Here is a 1,329-nt window from a genome sequence, read left to right as displayed (position 1 = left end):
GTTTATCACGTTCAAAAGAATGGAAGAAAAGTTTCAGGCAGATTACGAGGCAATTGAAAATTATACTCTCTCTGAACGTGAATTCAACCGGATTAAAAAAATTTTGAAAGAAATGGTGGGTGGAGTACGGACAGAATCTCCCGAAGATTCTACGCGATTAATCGAAGAGTTTGACAGGATCATTACCAAAGAAAATTTTGAACGCGCAAAGAAAGAGACCGATCTGAAATTACTCACTCCGTCTTATGCCTCGTCATTGCTTCTTGAACTCTCCCGGATTATGCAGCCCCATGCGACGGCACGATACCCAGACGGAGATTTTGATCCGCAGGCTTTCTATACCGCAGATCTGCCACTGGTTCAGCAATTCATTCCTTTGTGCGAGGTGACCGCCAAGGCGCTGGAATTAACGGAACTAACCATATCGATATTAACATCCTTCCCGGAGCCCCAACCATGAGATCCCTCGAAGCAATCCTCGTAGAAGATCCCCTCATTGAAAAACTCCAGGCAACCGGCTGGACCTTCACCCCCGCTGATCAGCTTGAACGGGAGAGCTACAAGGAACCACTGCTTGTGAACCCGCTCATCCGCGCGATTAAAAAGATCAATAAAGAGAGTGGTCTTGAAGAGAAAGAGATCTGGCTCGCAGTCCGGGAGCTCCAGAGCCGTGGGTCCGGTGCCGAGGCTGCAAAGCAAATCCTCCAGTTCATGAAGGAAGGCATTCCGGTCCGGCTGGAAAAAGAGCGGACTGTATATTATGTCCAGCTCATCGATTACGCGAATCTCTCAAACAATGACTTTGTTGTCTCCCGCCAGGTCATCCATGATGGAACAGAGCGGATACGGAACGATATCCTCCTCTACATAAACGGAATCCCGCTTGTCAACATCGAATGCAAGGACCCGGCAAGCCTTGCGGAGGACTGGCATACAGCCTATTCCCAGATCAAGAAGTACGAGCAGGCCGTTCGTGAGCTTTACAAGTATGTGCAGATCGGGATGGCTGCCGAGCAGATTGTGAAGTTCTTCCCGATCGTTCCGTGGCAGACCGAAGTGAAGGTCGATGAATGGAAGATCGAGGGTACGGAACCGCATGATGCAGCGGTAACAATGCTGACTCCGGAATGCCTCCTTGATATCCTGCGGTTTTTCCTCTTTTCCCGGCGGGAGAGGGGTGAGGATACCAAGGTCCTGCCCCGGTATATCCAGTACCGGGCTGCAAACAAGATGGTAAACCGGGTTCTCGATAATCTGGCAGGAAAGACCGACAGGAACAAGGGGCTCATCTGGCACTGGCAGGGATCGGGAAAGACGCTTACCATGATC

At 50.2% G+C, this 1,329-nt stretch carries 2 protein-coding genes; both read left to right on the top strand.

The window, feature by feature from the left end; translation table 11 throughout:
• Window positions 1-460: hypothetical protein (locus CW742_RS13380; RefSeq protein WP_292421201.1), on the top strand; the 460-nt coding region annotated here is incomplete at its 5' end.
• Window positions 457-1,329: type I restriction endonuclease (locus CW742_RS13375; protein ID WP_292421200.1), on the top strand; the 873-nt coding region annotated here is incomplete at its 3' end. The genes CW742_RS13380 and CW742_RS13375, both read left to right, overlap by 4 nt.

Source organism: Methanoregula sp. (genome assembly GCF_002835825.1).
In the GTDB taxonomy this organism is placed as follows: domain Archaea; phylum Halobacteriota; class Methanomicrobia; order Methanomicrobiales; family Methanospirillaceae; genus Methanoregula.
Note: the sequence above shows the minus strand (reverse complement) of the source record. Positions and strands in the feature narration are given on the sequence as shown.